This is a genomic window from Pseudomonas sp. A39 (genome assembly GCF_058145955.1).
Genome location: NZ_JBYVMD010000024.1, coordinates 43,468 through 63,834, shown reverse-complemented (window position 1 = coordinate 63,834; position 20,367 = coordinate 43,468). Strand labels below are relative to the sequence as shown.

Here is a 20,367-nt window from a genome sequence, read left to right as displayed (position 1 = left end):
ATCAGGACTTGGCGGTAAAGGCTGCTTCCTGGCCGAAGCCGGTCGGCGAGGTGGAGCTTGGGGTCTTGAGGCAGGTGCCGGCTGGGACCAGTTTCCAGGCGTTGGCCTGGTCTTTGGTTTTCGAGGTGCCGGCGCAGGAAGTGCCGGCGCCTGCGGCGCAATCGTTTTTGCCCGCTTCGGCGACACCGAAGCATTTCTGCATGTCGTCGGCTGCGTGTGCGGTGGTGGTCAGCGCGGACAGGCTCAAGGCCGAACCGAGTGCCAGTACGAGGGTAGCGGCGGACAGTTTGGTAGTCATGGTGTATCTCCAGCAGTGGGTTGAGGTGGCAGGCATGGGTGCCTGCGTACACCTCTAGAGACGGTACGGAGAAAATCGTTACAAGCCTGTAGGGAAAATCTTTTGTTTTTCCGCAAAAAAAAGAGGAGCGGGTTTCCCGGCTCCTCTCATGGTTTTTTCCGATCGGCTTTATCAGCCGCCCAGGTACGCCTCACGCACTTTCGGATCCGTCAGCAACTGCTCGCCCGTACCCTGCATCACCACCCGACCGTTTTCCAGCACATAGGCACGGTCAGCGATTTTCAGCGCCTGGTTGGCGTTCTGCTCCACCAGGAACACCGTCACACCGTCCTTGCGCAGTTGTTCGATGATGTCGAAGATCTGCTGGATGATGATCGGCGCCAGGCCCAGTGAAGGTTCGTCCAGCAGCAGCAGCTTGGGCTTGCTCATCAGCGCACGGCCGATGGCGAGCATTTGCTGCTCGCCGCCGGACATGGTGCCACCGCGCTGGCTGAAGCGTTCCTTGAGGCGTGGGAACAGGTGCAGCACCTTGTCCATCTGCTCCTGGTAGTCGCCCTTGTCGGTAAAGAACCCGCCCATGGCCAGGTTCTCTTCCACGGTCAGGCGCGAGAACACCCGACGGCCTTCCGGCACCACCGCAATGCTCTTGCGCATGATCTGCGACGACTGCTGGCCCACCAGTTCTTCACCCATGTAGCGGATGCTGCCGCTGTGGGCCTGGGGCGAACCGCACAGGGTCATCAGCAAGGTCGATTTGCCGGCGCCGTTGGCACCGATCAGCGTGACGATTTCACCTTGGCGCACTTCCACGTTGACGCTGTGCAGGGCCTGGATCTTGCCGTAGAAAGTGGAAACGTTTTCGAATTGCAGCATTTTACGCTTCCCCCAAATAGGCTTTGATCACTTCAGGATTGTCGCGGATCTGCTCCGGCGTCCCGTCGGCCAGCGGCGTGCCCTGGTTGATCACCACGATGTGGTCGGAAATGCTCATGACCAGTTTCATGTCGTGTTCGATCAACAACACCGTGGCGTTGTTTTCCTCACGCAACACGCCGATCAGCGCCTTGAGGTCTTCGGTTTCCTTGGGGTTCAGGCCGGCCGCTGGTTCGTCGAGCATGAGGATCCGTGGGCGGGTCATCATGCAACGGGCGATTTCCAAGCGGCGTTGCTGACCGTAGGCCAGGGTGCCGGCCGGGCGGTTGGCAAACTCGGTCAGGTTGACCTTGTCCAGCCAGTACTCGGCGTACTCCATGGCCTCGCGCTCGCTTTTGCGGAACGCGGGGGTCTTGAACAGGCCGGCGAAGAAGTTGGTGTTCAAGTGACGGTGCTGGGCGATCAGCAGGTTCTCGACCGCCGTCATGTCCTTGAACAAGCGCACGTTCTGGAAGGTCCGCACCACGCCCTTACGGGCGATCTCGTGACCGGCCAGGCCCTGGATCGGCTGGCCGTCGAGCAGGATGCTGCCACCGCTCGGCTTGTAGAAACCGGTGAGGCAGTTGAACACCGTTGTCTTGCCGGCGCCGTTCGGGCCGATCAACGCGACCACTTGTTTCTCTTTCACGGTCAGGGCCACGCCATTGACCGCCAGCAAGCCGCCGAAGCGCATGCTCAAGTTTTCGACTTTCAGGATCTCGCGGCTCATTTGCGCAGCTCCATGTGTGGACGTTGCATGGGCAGCAGGCCTTGAGGACGCCAGATCATCATCAGCACCATCATGGCGCCGAACATCAACATGCGGTATTCGCTGAACTCACGCATCATTTCCGGCAGCAGGATCATCACGATCGCGGCCAGGATCACGCCCAGTTGCGAGCCCATGCCACCCAGTACCACGATGGCGAGGATGATCGCCGACTCGATAAAGGTGAACGACTCCGGCGTGACCAGACCTTGCCGAGCGGCGAAGAAGCTGCCGGCGAAACCGGCGAACGCAGCACCCAGGGTAAAGGCGGAGAGCTTGATGATGGTCGGGTTCAGGCCCAGGGCGCGGCAGGCGATTTCATCTTCGCGCAGTGCTTCCCAGGCGCGGCCGATCGGCATGCGCAGCAGGCGGTTGATCACGAACAGTGCCGCCAGTGCTAGCAGCAGCGCCACCAGGTACAGGAACACCACTTTGCTCACCGGGTTGTAGTCGATCCCGAAATATTCGTGGAACGTCTGCATGCCCTCGGCGGCGGTACGGTCGAACGACAGCCCGAAAAACGTCGGCTTGGGAATGCTGCTGATGCCGTTCGGCCCACCGGTGATATCGGTGAGGTTACGCAGGAACAGCCGGATGATTTCACCGAAGCCCAGGGTCACGATCGCCAGGTAGTCACCGCGCAGGCGCAGTACCGGGAAGCCCAGCAGGAAGCCGAACGTGGCCGCCGCCATGCCTGCCAGCGGCAGACAGATCCAGAAGCTCCAACCCAGGTAGTGCGACAGCAGTGCGTAGGTGTAGGCACCCACGGCGTAGAAGCCGACATAACCGAGGTCAAGCAGACCGGCCAGGCCCACCACGATGTTCAGGCCCAGGCCCAGCAACACGTAGATCAGGATCAGGGTGGCGATATCAACCGCACCGCGCGAGCCGAAGAATGGCCAGATCAACGCGGCGACGATCAGGCCGATGATGATGTAGCGCTGGGTGCGTGGCAGCGTCAGGAATTGGCTGACCTTGGGCGACACCAGTGGGCCACGGTTGGACTTGAACAGTGCACCGACCTGCTGGGTGAACAGCACGCGCAGGAACATCAACACCGAGCACAGGGCGATGATGGTCAGGGTCACGGGACCGGTGCCATGCACTTCCAGGTTGATGCCGACAATGCTCAGCTTGAGGCCCAGTACCGGGAACGCCACGGCCCAGACCAGCAAGGCGCTGAAAAACGCCGATTTAAGATATCTGCTCATACTTTCTCAACCTCCGGACGGCCCAGGATGCCGGTCGGACGGAACAACAGCACCAGAACCAACAGGCCGAACGCCACGACGTCCTTGTACTGGTCGCCGAAGATATCGGCACCAAAGGCTTCGGCCACACCCAGCACCAGGCCACCGAGCATGGCGCCCGGAATGCTGCCGATGCCGCCCAATACCGCTGCGGTAAAGGCCTTGAGGCCCACCAGGAAACCGGCGTTGGGGTTGATCACGCCGTACTGCATGCTCAGCAGCACCGCCGCAACGGCTGCCAGCGCAGCGCCGATCACGAAGGTCAGGGCGATGATGTTGTTGGTGTTGATGCCCAGCAGGTTGGCCATCTTTATGTCTTCGGCACAGGCCCGGCAGGCGCGCCCCAGACGGGAGCGGGAGATGAACAGGGTCAGGCCCAGCATGGCCACCAGGGTGACGACGAAGACCAGGATCTGCATGTAGGAAATCAGGACTTCTTCCGCACCGCCCGGGCCGAAGGAGAAGCTCCCCGGAATCAGGTTGGGGATGGATTTATCCTTGGAGTCCTGGGACAGCAATACGGTGTTCTGCAGGAAAATCGACATGCCGATGGCGGAAATCAGCGGGATCAAACGGTTGCTGCCACGCAAGGGGCGGTAGGCAACGCGCTCGATACTGTAGCCATAGGCACTGGTTACGACGATCGACGCAAGGAACGCAGCGGTCATCAACAGCGGCAGGGAGTGGATACCCATCATGGCCAGCCCGGCAAGGGCGATGAAGGCCACGTAGGAACCAATCATGTACACCTCGCCATGGGCGAAGTTGATCATTCCAATGATGCCGTAAACCATTGTGTAGCCAATGGCTATCAAGGCATAGGTGCTGCCAATGGTCAGGCCATTAACCAGCTGTTGGAAAAAATGATAGATCTCAGGCATTACAGCGCTCCTAAAAACCCGATACGCATTTCACTGGTGGAGTCATGTTCCGGCCCCGTGCTGTGTTCTGTGAGCACATTTGCACAAAGCGTTTGCCAGCGAACCGCTGGTGACGGTTTTAAGATTTTCAGGTGAGCCAGCGCCCGGATCGCGGGTGTCAGGCCCATAAACCTCGTAAAACAAAGCCCACTGCTCTCACAGTGGGCTTGTTGGACCAGTAACGCCTGGCTTACTGAGGGGAAACTTCGGTTTTTGGTTTACCGAAGTGCCATTCGTAGACCACGAATTTGAAGTCCTTCAGGTCGCCCTTGGCGTCGAAGCTCAGGTCGCCAGTAGGGGTCTTGAAGGTGCCCGCGTGGATGGCGGCTGCCACTTTGCCGGTGTCTTCGCTCTTCGCAGCGGTGATGCCGGCAGCGATCACTTCAACAGCCGAGTAGGCTGGGAACACGAATGGACCGGTTGGGTCCTGCTTGTTCTTGGCGAACTCTTCAACGATGGCTTTGTTGGCCGGGTCGGTGTCGAAGGATTTCGGCAGGGTTACCAGCAGGCCTTCGGAAGCGCCCTGGGCGATTTGCGAGATGGAGTCGTTACCGACACCTTCTGGGCCCATGAACTTGGCGTTCAGGCCTTTTTCCTTGGCTTGGCGCAGGATCAGGCCCAGCTCAGGGTGGTAGCCGCCGTAGTAGACGAAGTCGACGTTGGCTTGCTTGAGTTTCTGGATGATCGAGGAGAAGTCTTTGTCGCCGGCGTTCAGGCCTTCGAAGACGGCAACCTTGGTGCCTTTTTTCTCGAGGGTCTGTTTGACGGCAGTGGCGATGCCTTCACCGTATTGCTGTTTGTCGTGCAGGACGGCAACGATTTTCGGCTTCACGTGGTCGGCGATGTAGTTGCCGGCCGCTGGGCCTTGCGCGCTGTCCAGGCCGATGGTGCGGAAGATCAGCTTGTAGCCACGGGCGGTGATTTCCGGGCTGGTAGCCGCCGGGGTAATCATGATCACGCCTTCATCTTCATAGATGTCGGAGGCTGGCTGAGTGGAGCTGGAGCACAGGTGACCGACCACGAACTTGACGCCGTCGTTGACCACTTTGTTGGCGACGGCGACGGCTTGTTTTGGATCGCAAGCGTCGTCGTATTCCTTGGCTTCAAGCATTTTGCCGTCGACGCCGCCCTTGGCGTTGATGTCGGCGATGGCTTGCTTGGCACCCATGAATTGCATGTCGCCGTATTGCGTCACGGGGCCGGTCTTAGGCCCGGCGATGCCGATCTTGATGGTGTCGGCTGCGAACGAATGGCCGGCAACCCCAGCCAGGACCATAGCGGCAAACAGTTTGGAAATCTGCTTAGTAGCCTTATTCATAGTGCTCCACTCTTGCTGTTGTCTTTTTTATAGTTCTAGCGGCCTTGTGAGCTGCAGAACCGGATCAGATATCTCGGATATCCCCCCCGGCAGTGCCCTGGCAACTGTACCGGTACAGTGTAGAGCGCCGGTTGATCGGTTGAAAAGCTGGCTGCTGGGGGCAAAAGCCGGGTGTGTCGCTTAAATGAAAGAAAAAGACAGAATTGCGGCGGGGTGATGCCAGAGTTTCGGGCAATCCTTGGCGTTCCTGACACTTTCTCTCGATGACTCATTTGCAACTGGGTTTTTCTGCTTGAGGCGTGACGCTATGATTGCGCCGATTTTTCCCCAAGGTGAACACCCATGACGCAAGAACCTAGCACCCTCTATGCCAAGCTGCTCGGAGAAACCGCCGAAATTTCCTGGAAGGAGCTTGAGCCGTTCTTTGCCAAGGGTGCCCTATTGTGGGTCGACGCCGGCCTGGATTTGATCGAGGCTGCCGAGGGAATGGCTGAGGACAACCGCGACAAAGTCGCTGCCTGGCTGGCCGCAGGGAGCCTTGGCGAGGTGTCTGCGACGCGGGCATTGGACCTGGTTGAACGTGATCCGAGCCTATGGGCGGTGGTGGTATCGCCGTGGATTCTGATCCAGGAAAGGGCAGTGTAAGAAAGGGCTGCACGAAAAAGGTGCGTGTTTTTTGCTGTGGCAAGTGTGTAGCGGAGTAACTGCTGACGCCGTGATGGCATGTTGCCGTGGAGAAAGGTCACAGGTGAGGGTGACGTGCACGGCATGGGAACAGTTAGGGCGCTGGTGGAATCGCTGCGCAATTGTTTCCAAGTGTGCCGGGACCGTAGATATCTGTTGTCTGGACTGCCGCACACGCGAGCAAACCCGCTCCCACCGTTGACCGTGCGCATCCTGCGGAAATGCGGTCAACTGCGGGCTTGCTCGCGAAGAGGGCAACGCGGCCTAGGCGGTTTTCCCGGTATGGTTATTCAACGAAATAACCTTGGTCTTGCCAATGCGGTGACGATAAATCTCGCGCAGGTACTTGATCGCTTTCTTCACGCAGTCCCGTGACAGGCGAATGTCATTGATCGACACGAACTTGTCTTTGTCGTTGATCAGCTCGCGGTACTTCTTCTCATACATCGGCTTGATCGCGTACCAGTTGGTATCGAGGATCTTTGCCGGGTTTTCGAACTCGTTGAGCAACTCGTCGATGCGGTCTTCATCGAAGTCTTCGTGGATGATGAAGTCCAGGATCGAGTTGTCCAGCGTGTCATCGAAGCGGTACGGGTTACGTGCAAAGCAGCGCTTGATAAAGGCCACGATCAACGTGAGGAAGTCATCCGATAGGCACGGGCTTTTCGCGATCAGGGTGGTCAACGACAGGTTGGCCGAGGCTCCGATCACCAGCGCGTAGCGCTTGAGGGTGGTGTTGGGGAACAAGCTGTTGAGGTGGGTCTTGAGCCGGTTCAGGTCCATGTAGGACAGCTTGTAGTCCTTGGGCAGCGACACGATGGACACCACCGACGAGCAGTTTTTGAAGAAATGCAGGTCATGCAGCGCGGCCGCGTCGTAGCCGGAGTTCTTGTACTGCTCCAGGGAGGCCTTGTAGCGCTTGGATTCGATCGGCAGCAAGCTGATGCCTTCGATGGCCTGGGTGACCTTGTTGAAGTGCGGCAGGTCGATGGAGCGGAAGAACAGGTCGTCGATGTTCAGGCGCTGGGGCTCTTTCTCGAAGACCTTGAATTTGTCATTCGACGGTGCCGGCGTTTCCGGGACCACTGACTCGGCGTAGGCAATCGCCACCGGGCCGGCCAGGCTCATGAACAGGTCATTGGCATCCAGGCGAATGGTTTCGCCGATGTCGATACCGGCGCGGCGGAAGTAGTTCTGGTCGTAGTCGGTGGTCACGGCCTGGGCCGTGAGGATGTTGAAGATCTGCTGGGAAATATACTGGTTGGCGTGTTTTTCCATGGCATTGACGTCAATGTTCTGGATATTGCCGTCATCGCTTTCTTCGGCATAACGCATGATGTCGTTGGAGATCAGCATCATCGCGTTCCACGGCCGGATACGGCCCTTCACACTGGCTTCGCTGCTGTCTTCATTGGCGAAGTTGTACGAGAAATCCCATTCTTCCGAAAGGTATTTGCACAGCAGCCGTCCGGCGTTGATGTGCAGCGCCTCGGACATTTCGCTGCGGTGGTCGGAGATATTCGGTAGCACGCAAATGCCGCTGGTGAAGATCGGCTCGAATACAAAGGCGTGGCCGCTCTTGCTGTCGTGCTCGTCGGCGGGCTTGGTGTCGAACGTCTTGTTCATGTACGAGTGCTGCTGGGCCAGGCCGAACTCCGAGGCCATGCCCGAGCCGGTACCGCCGCCGGCGCTGAAGATTGAGAAGTACAGGCGCGACTGGTTGGCCTTGATGCCGCAGGAGTCGATCAAATACGAGTGGATCATCTTCCAGTCGGGGCTGGAAAAACGCTGGGTGTCTTTGTTGAGGATGATCTTGGCCAGGTACTGGCCGAGGATCGGCGCGTTACCGGCGCCACCGGCGTGGACCTCCGACAGGTCCATGATTTTCATCTTGCTGTAGTCACGCAGGAAACCGCTTTTCTCGCCCTTGCGCGAAAAACGGATGCGCCCGGCGATGTCCTTGTCCAGGTCGCCGAGCATCACCAGCGGTTCTACCAGGAACACCGGTTTGCTGGCCTTGCCGCTGCCCAGGCGCAGGTTGTTGCGGATCCACTGGGCCGGGCTGTAACCCTTGTCCTGTGATTTATCTTCGTTGCTGAACTCGTTCAAGTAGAACTTGCGGGCGTTGTACACCAGCTCCGCTACATCCAGCGCGATGTTCGAACCGCAACGGCCCAGGCCGATCAGGCACACCGACGGGAATTCCTGCTCGGTGCGCGGATCGCTGTCGCCTTCCAGGTGGGGCGGGCGAGGGAACACCATGTCGCGCAGGCCATCAAGGTTGTCGAGGATGCGGTCGGTATTGGTTTCGGTGAAATACAGGTATTGCTGAGTGGCCAGCGGGCGGGCGGTGCTCAATGACTTTGAACCTGAGGGTTTTTCCGCAGGAGCTGGGAGCAACACGTCGGATACCACGGTGGCAGAGTTATTTTTAGAAGTCATTGTGCGCCATGTGCCTGGGCGGATGGCTGAAAAGTATCAAATGGCCATCACGGAATGGGAGTTCGCGACTTTGCAGTGCGTCCTTGTCCGGGACGATCGGGCTTGACCCTGTTGTGCTCAGGGAAAACCTGGCCGGACTCTGATGAATCGGCCGTTCGTCGGCGTTCTTTAGGCAAATGATGGCGAAATGCCAAAGTTTAGGCGTCAGCGAATTGGCCTGACGATGGACGTGTTGCCTTTGCGCGTGGGAGCAGGCTCTTTCGGTGCGCTGCTGTCTTTGGCGCCCACCAGGCTGTGCGGATAGAGTGGGTTGCGCAAGTTGATACCCTGCATGACACCGATGATGTCGCTGGCGGGCACTGCCGGGCTCAAGAGGTAGCCTTGGACGAAATCACAGCCATGCTTGAGCAACAGCTCGAACTGCGCCTGGGTTTCCACGCCTTCGGTGACGACCTCCAGGTGCAGGGTATGGGCCATGCCAATAATCGCCTGGACAATCTCGATATCGGCGGTGGACTTGGGAATGTCCTGGATAAACGAGCGGTCGATCTTCAAGGTGTTGAGGGGTAGGCGCTTGAGGTAGGCCAGGGACGAATAGCCGGTACCAAAGTCGTCGATGGCCAGCGACACGCCTAGCGCGCGGATTTGCCGCAGCAGCGCCAGGGTGCTGCTGATGTTGCCCATCAGCGCGTTTTCGGTGACTTCCAGTTCCAGGCGGTTGGCGGCAATTGCACTGAAACGCAGCGCATCCTCGATTTCGTCCGCCAGTTCATCCCGTGCCAGGTTAAGGGCCGAGCAGTTCACCGCCATGGTCAATTCGGTATAGCCCCGGTCAGACAGCAGGCTCAGGTCATGACAGGCTTGGCGCAGCACCCAGTGGTCCAATTCGGCAATCAGCCCGTTGCTTTCGGCGATACCGATAAACCGGTCCGGTGCCAGCAGCCCATGCTGTGGGTGTTGCCAGCGCACCAGGGCTTCCAGCCGTGTGACCTTGCCCAGTTTCATGTCAAAGATCGGTTGGTAGAACAGCACCAGTTGGTTACGGGTGCGCAGGGCGCCGCGCAGTTCTTCTTCCAGTTGCAGTTCGAGGAAGGCTCGGGTTTTCAGGTTGGAACTGAAGAAGTTCAGGCTGTTGCGCCCGGCGTCCTTGGACTGGTACAGCGCCAGGTCAGCGGTTTTGAGCAACTCTTCGCAGGTCAGGCCATCATCGGGATACAGGCTGATGCCGATGCTGGTGGTCATCACCATACGGCGGCCAGCCAGTTCGATGGGCTCCTTCATCTTTTGCATGATGCGCTGGGCCAGGTGCCGGGCTTCGTCGCGGTGGTGAATGCTGATCAGAATGCAGAACTCATCACCGCCAAACCGCGCCACCACATCCGCATGGCTGCGCACCGAGCCCTTGATATGCGCGGCCAGCACGGTGAGTAATTGGTCACCGGCGTCATGCCCGAGGCTGTCATTGATGCGCTTGAAGTGGTCGATATCGAGGAAGATCACTGCCATCATGCCGTTTGACGCGGCTTTTTCGGCGAGTTTCTCCGCGAAGATCTGATTGAAACCCCGCCGATTGAGCAGGCTGGTCAAGGCGTCGTAATGGGCTACCTGTTGCAGGGAGGCGCGGGCCTGGTCCAGTTCGCTGAGCAGGGCATTGACCCGGCGCAGGTCGCGTTCTTTGTGTTGCAGCTTCTTGTCGGCCAGGGCGGCGCTGATGCTGCTGCCAATGACCAGCAGGGTAATGACCGCCACCGACAACCCCAGTTGAATGGGGTTGTTATCCGAAGGCAGTGAGAGGTCAGCGCCGGCGGGGACGATCAACTGCAGGGCCGCCATGCCCGTAAAATGCATGCTCAGGATTCCCGCGCCCAGGACCAGGCTGGCGGCGTATTTGAGCAGTTGATGAAACACGCCGGTGCCCGTGCGCAAGTGACTCGACAGCAACAACGCGGCCAGGCTCGCACCCATGGCGATGCCCACCGAGGCCAGGAACAATCCCGAGTCGAAATACAGTTGGGCCTGGGAACGCATGGCCGACATGCCCACGTAGTGCATCAAGGCGATGCCGATCCCCATCCATATAGACGCCAGCACATACTGGTGGAAGCGTAGGCTGGAATGACTGAGCGTTTGCATGGCAAACAGCGACGCGATCAGGGCGATCATCAAGGACGCGAACGTCATCAACAGGTCGTAGTGAATCGCGATTGGCGCCTGGAAGGCCAGCATGCTGATGAAGTGAGTGGACCAGATCCCGCCTGCCAGGCAGCCGGCGCCGAGCCAGCGCCAGTGGCGTCTTGCGGTAGGGTCCTCGACGTGGCCGACGCGCTCGGCCATGTCCAGCGTGCCGAAACCCGCCGCGCAAGCGACCAGGTAGGCCAGGAGTACCAGGAAGGGGTTATGACTGCAATTGAGTAATAAGTGCCCGCTCTCTGGAAGTCCGGTAAAAAAATGCAGACCTAGCCATTCCATAGCATGTCCCGTCATAGAGTCACGTCACTGCCTACGGCGATGACCTATGAGGTCCAGTATAGAAGCCTCGCGGAATTTGCCACATTGCTGTGAACCATTTTGGCATGCCTCCCATAGCGTTTGATGCTAAGCGCTGATGGGCAGTGTCAACTCGAAGGGGGCTTCCAGGGGGGCCAGGCCAAACGCTGCGCGTGCGGCATCGCAATCGACGTTTTGTACGCCTTGGTACCACGAGGACTCGAATTCGCGGCATACGCTCGAACGCTGCTCGTAGATCGTGCAACGGGTGGCCTGGCCCACTTCACCCTCAAGGCTGCAACAGCGCGCAGGTTTCTGGTCGGTGCCGATCATTGCCACGCGGGTCGGGTTGATTTGCACCACCAAGTCATCGGGCACCGTGCCTCCCGACGAGGCGCATTCACCCCAGAAGAAAGACACACGAAAGTGTGAACAACAGGCACCGCAATTCAGACACGGACTGGCTTCGGACATGGGCGTCATCGATAAGAAAAGTAGAATGGGGTGTTACAGGAAGGCTCGCCATTCTATCCGTGCCATGGCCATTGGGAAGAGGGGACAGAACTTATATTTTCCGTAGGGAAAGTCCCAGGATGCCGGGTGAAATCATGCCCTATCAGCTTTACGAATCATTACAGACAAGCCTCGCCCGCCTGACTATGTTGCAGGTACCGGGCAGGATGCATCGGGCATCGCAGCTCTCATAACAATAAAAGAGACGGACCCATGCAGAACTCGACCCAAGCGGCGAATGCCTGGCGCATTCTGTTCCTGCTGTTCCTCGCCAATCTGTTCAACTTCTTCGATCGCACCATTCCCGCGATCATCATCGAGCCAATCCGCATGGAATGGCACCTGAGTGACTTCCAGCTCGGCATCATCGGCACCGCTTTCACCATCGTCTACGCCATTGCCGGCCTGCCGCTCGGGCGACTGGCCGATACCGGCTCGCGCAGCAAACTGATGGGGTGGGGCCTGTTCGCCTGGAGCGGGCTGACGGCGGTGAACGGTCTGGTCGGCAGTTTCTGGACGTTTTTGCTGGTGCGCATGGGCATTGGCATTGGCGAAGCCAGCTATGCGCCAGCCGCCAACTCATTGATTGGCGACCTGTTCCCGGCGCACCGCCGCGCGCGGGCCATGGGGATTTTCATGCTGGGGCTGCCGTTGGGTCTGTTGCTGGCGTTCTTCACCATCGGTTGGATGGTCAAGGCGTTCGACAGCTGGCGTGCACCCTTCTTTATCGCGGCGGTGCCGGGGCTGATCCTTGCTGTGTTCATGTTCTATATCAAGGAGCCCAAGCGCGGCGCGGCGGAAACCGTGCAGGTTTCACAGGAACGCGTCGACCGCCCGATCCGCCGCGTGCTGGCGGTGCCGACCTTCCTGTGGCTGGTGCTGGCCGGGTTGTGCTTCAACTTCGCGACCTATGCCTGCAACTCATTCCTGGTGCCGATGTTGCAGCGTTATTTCCTGATGCCGTTGCAGGATGCCGCCGTGGCAACCGGGGTGATCGTCGGCCTGACCGGCCTGGTGGGCCTGACCCTGGGTGGCTGGATCGCCGACAAGATCCATCAGCGTGTCGCCAACGGCCGGCTGCTGTTCGCTGCGTTCAGCCTGATCATCTCCACCGTGACCACGGCCTGGGCGTTGCACGCCGGGCGCATTGAGATTGGTGTGTTTGTGGCGTTGTTCAGTGTGGGCTGGCTGTTCGCCTATAACTTCTACACCTGCGTGTACACGGCGATCCAGGATGTGGTCGAACCGCGCCTGCGGGCCACGGCGATGGCGCTGTTTTTTGCCGGGCTGTATTTGTTGGGTGGCGGCATGGGGCCGATCGTTGTAGGGGGCTTGTCCGACCATTTTGCTCATTCGGCGATGTATGCGGCGGGGGCGGAGCAGATGACCGAGGCTTACAAGGCGGTGGGGTTGCATGACGCCATGTACCTGATTCCGGTGGCGTTGTTCCTGACCATGCTGTTTCTGTTCCAGGCGTCGCGCAGCTTTGTGCGGGATGCCAAGAAGATGAAAGAGGGGTTGAGCGGGGTGGAGGTACCTGCTGCGGCGGTTGCTGTTTGAGACCGCAGTGACGCCATCGGGGGCAAGCCCCCTCCCACATTTGACTGCGTTCACAAATCAACGTGTGGGAGGGGGCTTGCCCCCGATGAGGCCCTCAAGACAAAGAAAGAAGGTAGCTATTAACCGGCGACCAGAACCCGAATCGCTTCCAAGCGCAGCGCCGCCTTATCCAGCATGGCCAGGCCTTGCTCGCGTTGGGTGCGCAGGGCAACCAGCTCGCTGTCGCGTACGGTCGGGTTCACCGCTTGCAACGCGGTCAGGCGCGCCAGTTCTTCGTCGGTGTCTGCCGCCAGGCGGCGTTTGGCCTCGGCTACGCGCTCGGCGTGGCGTGGGGTGATCTTCTCTTCACCGGCGTTGATCCGCGGCGTCAGCTGGTCGCGCTGGGCCTGGATGAACTTGTTGGCGCTGGCACGTGGCACGCTTTCCAACTGGTCGTTGAGGGTTTCGAAGGTCACGCGGCCGGACAGGTCGTTGCCATTGGCATCCAGCAGGCAGCGCAGGGCGGCCGGTGGCAGGTAGCGGCCCAGTTGCAGCGAGCGCGGGGCAACCACTTCGCTGACGTAGAGCAGTTCCAGCAACACGGTGCCCGGCTTGAGCGCCTTGTTCTTGATCAACGCCACGGCGGTGTTGCCCATTGAACCGGACAGCACCAGGTCCATGCCGCCCTGCACCATCGGGTGTTCCCAGGTGATGAACTGCATGTCTTCGCGCGACAGTGCCTGGTTACGGTCGTAGGTGATGGTCACGCCTTCGTCGTCGCCCAGGGGGAAGCTGGCGTCGAGCATTTTTTCGCTGGGCTTGAGGATCAGCGCGTTTTCCGAATGGTCTTCACTGTCGATGCCGAATGCGTCGAACAGGGTTTCCATGTAGATCGGCAGGGCGAACTGATCGTCTTGCTCGAGGATGTCTTCCACCAGCGCATCACCTTCGCCTGCGCCGCCGGAGTTGAGCTCCAGCAGACGGTCGCGGCCGGTGTGCAGCTCCTGTTCCAGACGCTCGCGCTCGGCACGGGCCTCGTCGATCAGGGCTTGCCACTCGCCGTCGTCGGCGTTTTCCAGCAGCGGCAGCAGGCGTGGACCGAACTGATGCTGCAAGGCGTTGCCGGTCGGGCAGGTGTTGAGGAACGCGTTCAGCGCTTCGTGGTACCACTGGAACAGGCGCTCTTGCGGGCTGGTTTCCAGGTACGGCACGTGCAGTTCGATCACGTGTTTCTGGCCGATCCGGTCCAGACGGCCGATCCGCTGTTCCAGCAGGTCGGGGTGGGACGGCAGGTCGAACAGCACCAAGTGGTGGGAGAACTGGAAGTTACGGCCTTCACTGCCGATTTCCGAGCAGATCAGCACCTGGGCGCCGAACTCTTCATCGGCGAAGTAGGCGGCGGCGCGGTCACGCTCGAGGATGTTCATGCCCTCGTGGAACACCGTGGCCGGGATGCCGGAACGTACGCGCAGGGCGTCTTCCAGGTCCATGGCGGTTTCAGCGTGGGCGCAGATCACCAGGACCTTGGTGCGCTTGAGCATTTTCAGCTGGTCGATCAGCCACTCGACCCGTGGGTCGAAGCGCCACCAGCGGTGTTCTTCTTCAACATCCGGCTGCGACTGGAAGCTGACTTCCGGGTACAGCTCGGCGTGTTCGCCCAGCGGCAACTCCATGTACTCGTCCGGGTTCGGCAACGGGTAGGCGTGCAGCTTGCGCTCCGGGAAGCCTTGCACGGCGGCGCGGGTGTTACGGAACAGCACGCGGCCGGTGCCGTGGCGGTCGAGCAGCTCACGCACCAGGCGCGCGCTGGCTTCGGTGTCACCATCGTTGACGGCGGTCAGCAGTGCTTCGCCTTCATTGCCGAGGAAACCCTGGATAGTCTCGTGGGCCTTGGGGGACAAGCGGCCCTTGTCGAGCAACTCCTGCACGGCTTCGGCCACCGGGCGATAGTTCTCGCTCTCGGCGCGGAAGGCGTGCAGGTCGTGGAAACGGTTCGGGTCGAGCAGGCGTAGACGAGCGAAGTGGCTGTCCTGACCGAGTTGTTCAGGGGTCGCGGTCAGCAGCAAGACGCCGGGAATGACTTCGGCCAGTTGCTCCACCAGAGAGTACTGAGGGCTGACCTGATCTTCATGCCATACCAAGTGGTGCGCTTCGTCGACCACCAGCAAATCCCAGCCGGCCGCGAACAGCGCATCCTGGGCTTTTTCGTCGTCTACCAGCCATTCGAGCGCAACCAATGCAAGCTGGGTGTCTTCGAACGGGTTGGCGGCATCGCTTTCGATGAAGCGTTCTTCGTCGAACAGCGCGACTTGCAGGTTGAAGCGGCGGCGCATCTCCACCAGCCATTGGTGCTGGAGGTTTTCCGGCACCAGGATCAACACGCGGTTGGCGCGGCCCGAGAGCAGTTGACGATGGATCACCAGGCCGGCTTCGATGGTCTTGCCCAAGCCCACTTCATCTGCCAGCAGAACGCGCGGCGCGATGCGGTCGGCGACTTCACGGGCAATGTGCAGCTGGTGCGCGATCGGTTGCGCACGCACGCCGCCCAGGCCCCAGAGCGAGGACTGCAATTGGCGGCTGGTGTGTTCCAGGGTGTTGTATCGCAGGGAGAACCAGGCCAGCGGATCAATCTGCCCGGCGAACAGACGGTCGCTGGCCAGACGGAATTGAATGAAGTTCGACAGCTGGGTTTCCGGCAGCGTGACCACTTCGTTCTGCGCGTTGAGGCCGTGGTAGACCAGCAGGCCATCGACGTCGTCGACCTCCTGTACGGTCAGTTTCCAGCCTTCGAAGTGAGTGATGCTGTCACCCGGCGAAAACCGCACGCGGGTAAGGGGCGCATTCCGTAGCGCGTACTGGCGAGTCTCGCCAGTGGCCGGGTAGAGCACGGTCAACAAGCGGCCGTCCTGTGCCAGAACGGTGCCCAAACCCAGCTCGGCTTCGCTGTCACTGATCCAGCGTTGCCCCGGTTGATACTGCTGCGCCATGCTGCCTGACTCCCACCTTGAAAAAGCGGGCTATCTTAACGGAATGAGCCTTAAGGACCAAAGGATTACATGCGTGCGCGGAGGGAGGATGCGAACTTTTCGGGAGATGAAGATCAAAAGATCGCAGGCTGCACCAGCTACTACGGTGCCAGGCGGGTCACAAGTTTGCGACCGATGGCTCAAGTCGCCATCCCCGCAGCCGACAGCCTGCTGACAGGAGACTAATAATATGCTGCCACCGATGCTCCCCTTGAGCGCCGTACCAATCACTTCACAGCAGGATCCGATTCGCCCGCGCCCGGACATTCCGCCCGTGGTGGCGGTGCAGGAAAGCTCCAACGAAAGCACCATCGACCTGCAAAAACGCGACCCGGAAGAGGCGGGCCTGCAGCTGCGCGAGGAACAGCGTCGGCAGCAGGAACGGGAGCGGCGCCGTCGTGAGGCCGATGAAGATCCTGAAGAGCACCTGGCGATTCCCGGTAATGAGCTCAACGCCGACAATACCGTGCCGGTGGTGCCGTTGATGGAAGATCAGCCGCGTCAGGGGTTGTGGGTCGATATCGAGATATGAAGTGTCGGATCACTGGTCAGCGCCCGCGCCAGACCGCATTATTGGCGTAATCCTGTCGCCTTTACCGGCAGTTGAATTCATTTCCAAGCGATGCACTGAACGCCATGAGCCAAGATGACAAGCTGATCGACCTCAACTCTGAACGCGCCAAGCGGGTTCATGACCTTAATGAAAAGCGTCTGAACGAAGTACGCCAGGCGTTCGAGCAGGCGATGCCGTTGGGCAAAGCGAAGAAAAAGCCGAAGAACAAACCGAAAAAGCGTTGAAACACCCTGCATCGGTTGATGCAGGTCAGTTATTTCCCTTCCTTTTACGCCTGTCTCGGGCGGCATTGATCCCGGTCAATTTTCTCTCCTGCCTGATTGGTTAACTTAGCCCCATCGCAACAGGGCAAGTGCAGGAGGCTAGTCATGTTTTTCGACAACGTGGTGATCGCCGGAGTGCTGACAGTCGGCCTCATGGTTCTGTTTTTTGCAGGGTTTGGATTTTTTATCTGGAAGGATTCGCATAAGCGCAAACCGTAGGTCTTTCTGGAGCAATGAGCACGCAAGGCATTTTGGGCGACTTCGGTCGCCCTTTTTTTTTGTGCGATCGTTCCCACGCGCAGCAAAGGAATGCCTCAAGGGACGCTCCGCGTTCCAGCTCTTGAAAGGGACGCAGAGCGTCCCGGGCTGCATTCCCACGCGGAGCGTGGGAACGATCAGTAGACAAAAAAAGGCCCGCATCACTGCGGGCCTTCTTTTTTATAGCGGTGGAGCAGAAGGGACTTAACCCGCCACCAACACCCGGATCGCTTCCAGTCGCAGCGCGGCTTTGTCGAGCATGGCCAGGCCTTGCTCACGTTGCTTGCGCAGGGCAACCAGTTCGCTGTCGCGCACGGTCGGGTTGACCGCTTGCAAGGCGGTCAGGCGTGCCAGTTCTTCGTCGGTATCCGCCGCCAGGCGACGTTGTGCCTCGGCGACGCGCTCGGCGTGACGCGGGGTGATTTTCTCTTCGCCGGCGTTGATCCGTGGCGTCAGCTGGTCGCGCTGGGCCTGGATGAACTTGTTGGCGCTGGCGCGGGGTACGCTTTCCAGTTGATCGTTCAGGGTTTCGAACGACACCCGGGTCGACAGGTCGTTGCCGTTGGCGTCGAGCAGGCAGCGCAGGGCGGCCGGTGGCAGGTAGCGGCCCAGTTGCAGCGAGCGCGGGGCAACCACTTCGCTGACGTAGAGCAGTTCCAGCAACACGGTGCCCGGCTTGAGCGCCTTGTTCTTGATCAACGCCACGGCGGTGTTGCCCATTGAACCGGACAGCACCAGGTCCATGCCGCCCTGCACCATCGGGTGTTCCCAGGTGATGAACTGCATGTCTTCGCGCGACAGTGCCTGGTTACGGTCGTAGGTGATGGTCACGCCTTCGTCGTCGCCCAGGGGGAAGCTGGCGTCGAGCATTTTTTCGCTGGGCTTGAGGATCAGCGCGTTTTCCGAATGGTCTTCACTGTCGATGCCGAATGCGTCGAACAGGGTTTCCATGTAGATCGGCAGGGCGAACTGATCGTCTTGCTCGAGGATGTCTTCCACCAGCGCATCACCTTCGCCTGCGCCGCCGGAGTTGAGCTCCAGCAGACGGTCGCGGCCGGTGTGCAGCTCCTGTTCCAGACGCTCGCGCTCGGCACGGGCCTCGTCGATCAGGGCTTGCCACTCGCCGTCGTCGGCGTTTTCCAGCAGCGGCAGCAGGCGTGGACCGAACTGATGCTGCAAGGCGTTGCCGGTCGGGCAGGTGTTGAGGAACGCGTTCAGCGCTTCGTGGTACCACTGGAACAGGCGCTCTTGCGGGCTGGTTTCCAGGTACGGCACGTGCAGTTCGATCACGTGTTTCTGGCCGATCCGGTCCAGACGGCCGATCCGCTGTTCCAGCAGGTCGGGGTGGGACGGCAGGTCGAACAGCACCAAGTGGTGGGAGAACTGGAAGTTACGGCCTTCACTGCCGATTTCCGAGCAGATCAGCACCTGGGCGCCGAACTCTTCATCGGCGAAGTAGGCGGCGGCGCGGTCACGCTCGAGGATGTTCATGCCCTCGTGGAACACCGTGGCCGGGATGCCGGAACGTACGCGCAGGGCGTCTTCCAGGTCCATGGCGGTTTCAGCGTGGGCGCAGATCACCAGGACCTTGGTGCGCTTGAGCATTTTCAGCTGGTCGATCAGCCACTCGACCCGTGGGTCGAAGCGCCACCAGCGGTGTTCTTCTTCAACATCCGGCTGCGACTGGAAGCTGACTTCCGGGTACAGCTCGGCGTGTTCGCCCAGCGGCAACTCCATGTACTCGTCCGGGTTCGGCAACGGGTAGGCGTGCAGCTTGCGCTCCGGGAAGCCTTGCACGGCGGCGCGGGTGTTACGGAACAGCACGCGGCCGGTGCCGTGGCGGTCGAGCAGCTCACGCACCAGGCGCGCGCTGGCTTCGGTGTCACCATCGTTGACGGCGGTCAGCAGTGCTTCGCCTTCATTGCCGAGGAAACCCTGGATAGTCTCGTGGGCCTTGGGGGACAAGCGGCCCTTGTCGAGCAACTCCTGCACGGCTTCGGCCACCGGGCGATAGTTCTCGCTCTCGGCGCGGAAGGCGTGCAGGTCGTGGAAACGGTTCGGGTCGAGCAGGCGCAGGCGCGCGAAGTGGCTGTCCTGGCCGAGTTGCTCGGGGGTGGCGGTGAGCAGCAGCACGCCGGGAATCACTTCGGCGAGTTGTTCGACCAGCGAATATTCGGCGCTGGCTTTGTCTTCATGCCACACCAAGTGGTGGGCTTCGTCGACCACCAACAGGTCCCAACCGGCCGCGAACAGCGCGTCCTGGGCCTTTTCGTCGTCGACCAGCCATTCCAGGGCCACCAGGGCCAACTGGGTGTCTTCGAACGGGTTGGTCGCATCGCTTTCGATAAAGCGCTCTTCATCGAACAGCGCGACCTGCAGGTTGAAGCGGCGGCGCATTTCCACCAGCCACTGGTGCTGCAGGTTTTCCGGTACCAGGATCAACACGCGGCTGGCGCGGCCCGACAGCAATTGGCGATGGATCACCAGGCCGGCTTCGATGGTCTTGCCCAAGCCGACTTCGTCAGCCAGCAATACCCGTGGCGCGATACGGTCAGCGACTTCACGGGCGATGTGCAATTGGTGAGCGATAGGTTGCGCACGCACGCCACCCAGGCCCCACAACGAAGACTGCAATTGGCGGCTGGTGTGTTCCAGCGTGTGGTAACGCAGCGAGAACCAGGCCAGCGGGTCGATCTGCCCGGCGAACAGGCGGTCGCTGGCCAGGCGGAACTGAATGAAGTTGGACAGTTGGGTTTCCGGCAGGGTGACCTGCTCGTGCTGCCCATTGAGGCCGTGGTACACCAGCAGGCCGTCGACATCGTCGACTTCCTGCACGGTCATTTTCCAGCCTTCGAAATGGGTGATGGAGTCACCCGGCGAGAACCTCACGCGGGTGAGGGGCGCATTCCGTAGCGCATACTGGCGGGTGTCGCCAGTGGCCGGATAGAGCACGGTCAACAAGCGGCCGTCCTGTGCCAGAACGGTGCCTAACCCCAGCTCTGCTTCGCTGTCACTAATCCAGCGTTGCCCCGGTTGATACTGCTGCGCCATGCTGCCTGACTCCCGCCGTGAAAAAGCCGACTATCTTAACGGAACAAGCCCCCACGCCCAAGG

General features: G+C 60.2%; 16 protein-coding genes. 5 read left to right on the top strand and 11 right to left on the bottom strand.

Translation table 11 applies throughout. The features are described from left to right. Position 1 precedes the first annotated feature (1 nt). From AC3ZU9_RS18795 to AC3ZU9_RS18770, 6 genes are all read right to left on the bottom strand, one after another. Positions 2-298: a BufA1 family periplasmic bufferin-type metallophore gene (locus AC3ZU9_RS18795; RefSeq protein WP_012722651.1), complete on the bottom strand. Its 297-nt coding sequence runs from the start codon at positions 296-298 to the stop codon at positions 2-4. 171 nt (positions 299-469) lie between these two features. Beyond that, entirely contained in the window at positions 470-1,171 is a 702-nt protein-coding gene (locus AC3ZU9_RS18790; RefSeq protein ID WP_010212366.1) for an ABC transporter ATP-binding protein, read from the bottom strand. Position 1,172: 1 nt separating this feature from the next. Then, positions 1,173-1,940: a high-affinity branched-chain amino acid ABC transporter ATP-binding protein LivG gene (gene livG / locus AC3ZU9_RS18785; protein WP_012722652.1), complete on the bottom strand. Its 768-nt coding sequence runs from the start codon at positions 1,938-1,940 to the stop codon at positions 1,173-1,175. Continuing rightward, on the bottom strand, positions 1,937-3,190 hold the full coding sequence (locus AC3ZU9_RS18780; protein WP_012722653.1) for a high-affinity branched-chain amino acid ABC transporter permease LivM: 1,254 nt from the start codon (positions 3,188-3,190) through the stop codon (positions 1,937-1,939). The genes livG and AC3ZU9_RS18780 overlap by 4 nt, the downstream gene beginning before the upstream one ends. Next, positions 3,187-4,110 (bottom strand): high-affinity branched-chain amino acid ABC transporter permease LivH, encoded by a 924-nt coding sequence (gene livH / locus AC3ZU9_RS18775; protein ID WP_003172375.1) that lies wholly within the window; start codon positions 4,108-4,110, stop codon positions 3,187-3,189. The genes AC3ZU9_RS18780 and livH overlap by 4 nt, the downstream gene beginning before the upstream one ends. A 229-nt stretch (positions 4,111-4,339) precedes the next feature. Then, positions 4,340-5,467: a branched-chain amino acid ABC transporter substrate-binding protein gene (locus AC3ZU9_RS18770; RefSeq protein WP_012722654.1), complete on the bottom strand. Its 1,128-nt coding sequence runs from the start codon at positions 5,465-5,467 to the stop codon at positions 4,340-4,342. Positions 5,468-5,809: 342 nt separating this feature from the next. On the opposite strand from AC3ZU9_RS18770, the gene AC3ZU9_RS18765 reads away from it, so the two are divergent. Beyond that, the gene (locus tag AC3ZU9_RS18765) at positions 5,810-6,112 is read left to right on the top strand and encodes a DUF2288 domain-containing protein (protein ID WP_010212359.1); all 303 of its coding nucleotides are present in this window, start codon (positions 5,810-5,812) and stop codon (positions 6,110-6,112) included. 303 nt (positions 6,113-6,415) lie between these two features. Here the strand turns inward: AC3ZU9_RS18765 and AC3ZU9_RS18760 are convergent, their stop codons facing one another. The 3 genes from AC3ZU9_RS18760 to AC3ZU9_RS18750 form a co-directional block, all read right to left on the bottom strand. After that, positions 6,416-8,593: a hypothetical protein gene (locus AC3ZU9_RS18760; protein WP_012722655.1), complete on the bottom strand. Its 2,178-nt coding sequence runs from the start codon at positions 8,591-8,593 to the stop codon at positions 6,416-6,418. A gap of 204 nt (positions 8,594-8,797) precedes the next feature. Then, the gene (locus AC3ZU9_RS18755; protein WP_102061760.1) at positions 8,798-11,062 is read right to left on the bottom strand and encodes a putative bifunctional diguanylate cyclase/phosphodiesterase; all 2,265 of its coding nucleotides are present in this window, start codon (positions 11,060-11,062) and stop codon (positions 8,798-8,800) included. A gap of 126 nt (positions 11,063-11,188) precedes the next feature. Beyond that, positions 11,189-11,554 carry a YkgJ family cysteine cluster protein gene (locus AC3ZU9_RS18750; protein WP_012722657.1) on the bottom strand — a complete coding sequence of 122 codons (366 nt, stop codon included), beginning with the start codon at positions 11,552-11,554 and terminating at the stop codon, positions 11,189-11,191. Positions 11,555-11,806: 252 nt separating this feature from the next. Between AC3ZU9_RS18750 and AC3ZU9_RS18745 the strand changes: the two genes are divergently transcribed. Then, positions 11,807-13,153: a spinster family MFS transporter gene (locus AC3ZU9_RS18745; protein ID WP_012722658.1), complete on the top strand. Its 1,347-nt coding sequence runs from the start codon at positions 11,807-11,809 to the stop codon at positions 13,151-13,153. Positions 13,154-13,272: 119 nt separating this feature from the next. Here the strand turns inward: AC3ZU9_RS18745 and rapA (AC3ZU9_RS18740) are convergent, their stop codons facing one another. After that, positions 13,273-16,119, bottom strand: coding sequence for an RNA polymerase-associated protein RapA (rapA, locus tag AC3ZU9_RS18740; RefSeq protein ID WP_490091165.1), 2,847 nt, complete (start codon positions 16,117-16,119; stop codon positions 13,273-13,275). A 229-nt stretch (positions 16,120-16,348) separates the two neighbouring features. Between rapA (AC3ZU9_RS18740) and AC3ZU9_RS18735 the strand changes: the two genes are divergently transcribed. The 3 genes from AC3ZU9_RS18735 (at position 16,349) to ccoM (ending at position 17,214) form a co-directional block, all read left to right on the top strand. Next, positions 16,349-16,690, top strand: coding sequence for an aspartate-semialdehyde dehydrogenase (locus AC3ZU9_RS18735; RefSeq protein ID WP_305504967.1), 342 nt, complete (start codon positions 16,349-16,351; stop codon positions 16,688-16,690). A 104-nt stretch (positions 16,691-16,794) separates the two neighbouring features. After that, entirely contained in the window at positions 16,795-16,956 is a 162-nt protein-coding gene (locus AC3ZU9_RS18730) for a hypothetical protein (protein WP_007935839.1), read from the top strand. Between the two features lie 144 nt (positions 16,957-17,100). Beyond that, positions 17,101-17,214, top strand: coding sequence for a cytochrome c oxidase subunit CcoM (ccoM, locus tag AC3ZU9_RS18725; protein ID WP_010462558.1), 114 nt, complete (start codon positions 17,101-17,103; stop codon positions 17,212-17,214). A 243-nt stretch (positions 17,215-17,457) separates the two neighbouring features. On the opposite strand, the gene rapA (AC3ZU9_RS18720) is transcribed toward ccoM, so the two are convergent. Beyond that, complete coding sequence (gene rapA, locus AC3ZU9_RS18720) at positions 17,458-20,304, bottom strand: RNA polymerase-associated protein RapA (RefSeq protein ID WP_490091164.1); 2,847 nt, start codon at positions 20,302-20,304, stop codon at positions 17,458-17,460. Positions 20,305-20,367 lie beyond the last annotated feature (63 nt).

Bases quoted from the DNA above. Each gene is read 5' to 3' on its own strand.
- AC3ZU9_RS18730 (WP_007935839.1), top strand. From the start codon at position 16,795: ATGAGCCAAGATGACAAGCTGATCGACCTCAACTCTGAACGCGCCAAG.
- AC3ZU9_RS18745 (WP_012722658.1), top strand. From the start codon at position 11,807: ATGCAGAACTCGACCCAAGCGGCGAATGCCTGGCGCATTCTGTTCCTG.
- AC3ZU9_RS18755 (WP_102061760.1), bottom strand. From the start codon at position 11,062: ATGGAATGGCTAGGTCTGCATTTTTTTACCGGACTTCCAGAGAGCGGG.
- livG (WP_012722652.1), bottom strand. From the start codon at position 1,940: ATGAGCCGCGAGATCCTGAAAGTCGAAAACTTGAGCATGCGCTTCGGC.
- rapA (WP_490091165.1), bottom strand. From the start codon at position 16,119: ATGGCGCAGCAGTATCAACCGGGGCAACGCTGGATCAGTGACAGCGAA.
- livH (WP_003172375.1), bottom strand. From the start codon at position 4,110: ATGCCTGAGATCTATCATTTTTTCCAACAGCTGGTTAATGGCCTGACC.
- AC3ZU9_RS18735 (WP_305504967.1), top strand. From the start codon at position 16,349: ATGCTGCCACCGATGCTCCCCTTGAGCGCCGTACCAATCACTTCACAG.
- rapA (WP_490091164.1), bottom strand. From the start codon at position 20,304: ATGGCGCAGCAGTATCAACCGGGGCAACGCTGGATTAGTGACAGCGAA.
- AC3ZU9_RS18770 (WP_012722654.1), bottom strand. From the start codon at position 5,467: ATGAATAAGGCTACTAAGCAGATTTCCAAACTGTTTGCCGCTATGGTC.
- ccoM (WP_010462558.1), top strand. From the start codon at position 17,101: ATGTTTTTCGACAACGTGGTGATCGCCGGAGTGCTGACAGTCGGCCTC.
- AC3ZU9_RS18760 (WP_012722655.1), bottom strand. From the start codon at position 8,593: ATGACTTCTAAAAATAACTCTGCCACCGTGGTATCCGACGTGTTGCTC.
- AC3ZU9_RS18765 (WP_010212359.1), top strand. From the start codon at position 5,810: ATGACGCAAGAACCTAGCACCCTCTATGCCAAGCTGCTCGGAGAAACC.
- AC3ZU9_RS18780 (WP_012722653.1), bottom strand. From the start codon at position 3,190: ATGAGCAGATATCTTAAATCGGCGTTTTTCAGCGCCTTGCTGGTCTGG.
- AC3ZU9_RS18790 (WP_010212366.1), bottom strand. From the start codon at position 1,171: ATGCTGCAATTCGAAAACGTTTCCACTTTCTACGGCAAGATCCAGGCC.
- AC3ZU9_RS18750 (WP_012722657.1), bottom strand. From the start codon at position 11,554: ATGTCCGAAGCCAGTCCGTGTCTGAATTGCGGTGCCTGTTGTTCACAC.
- AC3ZU9_RS18795 (WP_012722651.1), bottom strand. From the start codon at position 298: ATGACTACCAAACTGTCCGCCGCTACCCTCGTACTGGCACTCGGTTCG.